This is a genomic window from Jatrophihabitans sp. YIM 134969, from assembly GCF_054456675.1.
Window position 1 is genome coordinate 1 of the sequence record NZ_JBTJEQ010000091.1, and the last position, 5,438, is coordinate 5,438.

Genomic DNA, 5,438 nt, shown 5'->3' on the forward strand with positions numbered 1-5,438 from the left:
GCTGCACCGGCGGGGCCGCCCGGGCGGCCGGTGCCCTCACCCGGACGCGGCGGCAGCGGGCCGTCGAACGGCGACCGGCCGGACGACGGCACCGGCGCGACGTTCGGGACCACCTCGGTGCGGCCGGAGGAGCTCGCCGCGCGGGGCGCGGACGGGGCCTTCCAGTCGTCCCGGGACGCGCCCGGCATGCCGCCCGCGGGGTAGGGGCTGCCGGTGTCGGGGGCGTCCGACACCGCCGGCAGGCTGGCGGTCACGGTGGCGTCGGTCGGGTCGTGGCGCACGTCGCGCTGCGCCGCCGACCGCGGGCCGGTGTCACCCGGTGAGCTCATCAGCTGGAATCTCCCTCGGGCTCCGTCGCGTCGTCCCCGGCGGCTTCGCGCTCGGCGTTCACCGCGAGGGCGAGGAGGGTGGCGTCGTCACCGAGGTTCATCAACCGGACCCCCATCGTCTGTCGCTGTGCCTTGCGTACCTGGGACGCATTCGTCCGGATGACCGTACCGGTCGAGGTGATGGCGAACAGCTCGTCGTCAGGGCGGACGCTCAGGGCGGCGACCAGCTTGCCGCGGGTCGAGACGATCCTCGCGGTGAGCACGCCCTTGCCGCCGCGGCCCTGCGGCGTGTAGTCCTCGACCGGCGTGCGCTTGGCGAACCCGCCCTCGGTGGCGACCAGGATCTCGTCGCCCTCACGCACGACGGCCATGGCCAGCAGCTCGTCGTCGCCGCCGAACCGCATGCCGATGACGCCCGAGGTCGCCCGGCCCATGGGTCGCAGGTTGTCGTCGTCGGCCTTGAACCGGATCGACTGGGCGTTGCGGCTGACCAGCAGCAGGTCGTCGGTGTCGCTGACCAGCGCCACCCCGATCAGCTCGTCGTCGTCGCGCAGGTTGACGGCCTGGATGCCACCCGAGCGGTTCGAGTCGTACTCGGTGAGACGGGTCTTCTTGACCAGGCCGCGCTTGCTGGCCACCACGAGGTACGGGGCGACCTCGTAGTTCGGGATGTTCATGATCCCGGCGATCTCCTCGCCGGGCTGGAACGCCAGCAGGTTCGCCACGTGCTGGCCGCGGGCGTTGCGGTTCGCCTCGGGCAGCTCGTAGGCCTTGGCCCGGTACACCCGGCCCTTGTTCGTGAAGAACAGGATCCAGTCGTGGGTGGAGCTGACGAAGAAGTGGGCGACGATGTCGTCCTGCTTCAGCGCCGCCCCCGCGACCCCGCGACCACCGCGCCGCTGCGCGCGGTAGAGGTCGGTCTTGGTCCGCTTCGCGTAGCCGGTGCGGGTGATGGTGACGACGACGTCCTCACGCGCGATGAGGTCCTCGTTGGTGACGTCACCGTCGTAGGCCACGAACTGGGTGCGGCGGTCGTCGCCGTAGCGCTCGACGATCTCGGCGAGTTCGTCGGCGATGATCTGCCGCTGCCGGCCGGGCTTGGCGAGGATGTCCTGCAGGTCGGCGATGCGCGCCTCGATCTCGGCGGCTTCGTCGATGATGCGCTGACGTTCGAGCGCTGCGAGGCGGCGCAGCTGCAGGTCCAGGATCGCGGTCGCCTGGATCTCGTCGATCTCCAGCAACTCCATGAGGCCGGTGCGCGCGCCGTCGGCGGACGGCGCGGCCCGGATCAGGGCGATGACGGCGTCGAGCTGGTCGAGGGCCTTCAGCAGCGCGCGCAGGATGTGGGCGCGTTCCTCGGCCTTGCGCAGGCGGTACTCGGTGCGCCGGACGATGACCTCGACCTGGTGGTCGACGTAGTGGCTGATGAACTGGTCGATGCGCAGCGTGCGCGGCACGCCGTCGACGATCGCCAGCATGTTGGCGCCGAAGGTGGTCTGCAGCTGCGTGTGCTTGTAGAGGTTGTTCAGGACCACCTTGGCCACGGCGTCGCGGCGCAGCGTGATGACGATGCGCATGCCGGTGCGGTCGGAGCTCTCGTCGTGGATGTCGCTGATCCCGGCGAGCTTGCCGTCGCGCACGAGCTGCGCGATGGAGTCCTTGAGGTTGTCGTGGTTGACCTGGTAGGGCAGCTCGGTGACGACGAGGATGGTGCGCCCGCGGGTGTCCTCCTCGATCGTGACGACCGCGCGCATGCGGATCGAGCCACGGCCGGTGCGGTAGGCGTCCTCGATGCCGTCGCGTCCGACGATGAGGCCGTAGGTCGGGAAGTCCGGGCCCTTGATCCGCTCGACCAGCGCCTCGAGCAGCTCCTCCTGCGTGGCGTCGGGGTGCTCGAGCGCCCAGGTGACGCCGCTCGCGACCTCGCGCAGGTTGTGCGGCGGGATGCGGGTGGCCATGCCGACCGCGATGCCCTCGGACCCGTTGACCAGCAGGTTCGGGTACCGCGCCGGCAGGATGACCGGCTCGACGGTGTTGCCCGCGTAGTTCGGGATGAAGTCGACGGTCTCCTCGTCGATGTCGCGGAGCATCTCCATCGCGAGCGGCTTGAGCCGGCACTCGGTGTAGCGGTACGCCGCGGCCGGGTCGTTGCCGGGCGAGCCGAAGTTGCCCTGCGGGTCGATGAGCGGGTAGCGCAACGACCAGGTCTGGGCCATGCGGACCAGGGCGTCGTAGAGCGCGCCGTCACCGTGGGGGTGGTAGTTGCCCATGACGTCGCCGACGACGCGACCGCACTTCACGAACTGCCGGTCGGGGCGGAAGCCCGAGTCGAACATCCCGTAGAGGATCTTGCGGTGCACGGGCTTGAGGCCGTCACGGACGTCGGGGAGCGCACGACCGACGATGACCGACATCGCGTAGTCGATGTAGCTGCGCTGCATCTCCGTCTGGATCTCGACGGGGACGACCCGGTCGCCGCCTTCCGGCGGAGTGGGCTCGGTCATGTGCTGCCTCTCGTGGTCATCGTTGCACTACGCAACGGATCGTTCGTCCACAGCTGTGAACGGTGCAGTGGACAACGGTCAGATGTCGAGGAACCGCACGTCGTGCGCGTTGCGCACGATGAACGAACGCCGCGCCTCGACGTCCTCACCCATGAGGGTCGAGAACAGGGCGTCGGCGGTGGCGGCGTCGTCGAGGGTGACCTGACGCAGGATGCGGTTGGCCGGGTCCATCGTGGTCTCCCACAACTCGGACGCGTTCATCTCGCCCAGACCCTTGTAGCGCTGGATCGACTCGCCCTGCGCGAGGCGACGGCCCGCTTCCTGACCGGCCTTGAGGTAGCCGTCGCGCTCCTTGTCGGAGTACGAGTAGTCGGGGTCGCCCTTGCTCCACTTGATCTTGTACAGCGGCGGCATCGCGAGGTACACGAACCCACCCTCGATGAGCGGGCGCATGAAGCGGAACAGCAGCGTGAGCAGCAGGGTCGAGATGTGCTGGCCGTCGACGTCGGCGTCGGCCATCAGCACGATCTTGTGGTAGCGCAGCTTGCTGACGTCGAACTCGTCGTGGATGCCGGTGCCGAGCGCGGTGATGATCGACTGGACCTCGTTGTTCTTGAGGACGCGGTCGATGCGGGCCTTCTCGACGTTGATGATCTTGCCGCGGATCGGCAGGATCGCCTGGTACATCGAGTCACGGCACGACTTCGCCGAACCACCCGCGGAGTCACCCTCGACGATGTAGAGCTCGCTCTTGCCGGGATCGGTCGAGCGGCAGTCCGAGAGCTTGCCCGGCATGCCCATGGTGTCGAGGGCGTTCTTGCGGACCAGCTTGCGGGCCTGCTGCGCGGCCTTGCGGGCCTTCGCGGCCTGGCTGATCTTGGTGACGATCGGCTTGGCCTCGGCCGGGTTGGCGTTGAACCAGTCGGTCAGCTTTTCGTTGCAGACACCCTGGACGAACGACTTCGCCGAGGAGTTGCCGAGCTTGGTCTTGGTCTGACCCTCGAACTGCGGGTCGCCGAGCTTCACCGAGATGATCGCGGCGAGACCCTCGCGGATGTCCTCACCCTTGAAACGGTCGTCGGCGGTGTCCTTGATGAACTTCTGGGCGACGGCCCACCGGTTCACGACGTTGGTGAGCGCTGCGCGGAAACCCTCCTCGTGCGTGCCGCCCTCGATGGTCGCGATGGTGTTGGCGAAGGTGTGGACCGACTCGGAGTAGCCGCTGTTCCACTGCATCGCGATCTCGACCGAGAGCTTGAGCTCGCGGTTGTCGTCGTCGAAGGCGATGACCGACTTCTGGATCGGCTCCTTCGTCTTGTTGATGTAGCGGACGTAGTCGGCGATCCCCTCCTCGTAGAGGTAGACGATCTCCTTGACCTTCACGGCCTTGGTGGCGACCTCGGTGACGGCCGTGGCGTCGGGCTCGGTCTCGGCGGCCGCCTCGCCGGCGTCCTCGTCGATGACGACCTTCTTGGGGCGTTCGTCGCGCAGGACGATCGTCAGGCCCTTGTTGAGGAACGCGTACTCCTGCAGCCGCCGGCTGATGGTCTCGAACGAGTACTCGGTGGTCTCGAAGATGGCGTCGTCGGCCCAGAAGGTGACGGTGGTGCCGGTCTTGCGGGTGGCGCCCTGCTTCTCGAGCGGGCCGGGCTTCTGGTCGGTGTAGACCTGGTGCCAGTGGAAGCCGTCCTTGTCGATCTCGACGTCGACCTTGGTCGACAACGCGTTGACGACCGAGATGCCGACACCGTGCAGACCGCCGGACACCGCGTACGCCTCGCCGTCGAACTTGCCGCCGCCGTGCAGGACGGTGAGGGCGATCTCGACGCCGGGCTTCTTGTACTGCGGGTGCATGTCGACCGGGATGCCGCGGCCGTTGTCCTTGACCCGCACCCCGCCGTCGGCGAGCAGGCTCACCTCGATGCGGTCGCAGTAGCCCGCGAGCGCCTCGTCGACCGAGTTGTCGACGACCTCCCACACGAGGTGGTGCAGGCCGCGCTCGGAGGTGGAGCCGATGTACATGCCAGGCCGCTTGCGCACCGCCTCGAGGCCCTCGAGGACCTGCAGCGAACTGGCGTTGTAGCCGCCCGCCTTCTTGGCCGGGGCCTTGCCCGAGCCGGAGCCCGAGGTGGAGTTGGTGGGGGTGCTGCTCGCGGTCGTGGTCACGTACCGGTGTCCCTTCTGACCACCCGGAGCGGGTGGTGATCAGCGCACGCGGAACGGCCACACAGCCCGGCAGGTGGGCGGTGGTCGTCAACGCCCCCGAGAGGCGTTCTGAGCCGCGCGGAGCGCGTCGTCCTCACACCAGTCTAGTCGATTTCCGCGCCGGACCGGCGCAGGAGACGTCCTGACGCGCCCGCAGAGCGATCCGACCCCCAGGTCTCGACTACCCCCACGGGACCGGATCACCGCCGCCCCAGACACGCCGACCCGGTCCCGTCGGGCCGGACCAACCCGGTGAGTGGTCACCTCCTGCGCTGAGTGGGCAGAAGTTCCGGCTCTTGTGACGCATCTGTGGGTGGGTTCGGGGTGGTGAGATAGCAACACGCCGTTCTCTGTCTAGGTTTCTGGCTTGTCGAAGGTCAGCAACCATGAACGGAGAACG

At 68.4% G+C, this 5,438-nt stretch carries 2 protein-coding genes and 1 pseudogene; all 3 read right to left on the bottom strand.

Annotation, left to right across the window (positions count from 1 at the left end; translation table 11 throughout):
• Positions 1 to 329 (bottom strand): annotated as a pseudogene (locus ACXR2U_RS23750) (hypothetical protein); the annotation flags it as partial.
• Entirely contained in the window at positions 329 to 2,833 is a 2,505-nt protein-coding gene (gene gyrA / locus ACXR2U_RS23755; RefSeq protein ID WP_458827571.1) for a DNA gyrase subunit A, read from the bottom strand. The gene gyrA and the pseudogene ACXR2U_RS23750, both read right to left, overlap by 1 nt.
• 78 nt (positions 2,834 to 2,911) lie before the next feature.
• Positions 2,912 to 4,900 (bottom strand): DNA topoisomerase (ATP-hydrolyzing) subunit B, encoded by a 1,989-nt coding sequence (gene gyrB / locus ACXR2U_RS23760; protein WP_458827572.1) that lies wholly within the window; start codon positions 4,898 to 4,900, stop codon positions 2,912 to 2,914.
• Positions 4,901 to 5,438 lie beyond the last annotated feature (538 nt).

Bases quoted from the DNA above. Each gene is read 5' to 3' on its own strand.
- gyrA (WP_458827571.1), bottom strand. From the start codon at position 2,833: ATGACCGAGCCCACTCCGCCGGAAGGCGGCGACCGGGTCGTCCCCGTC.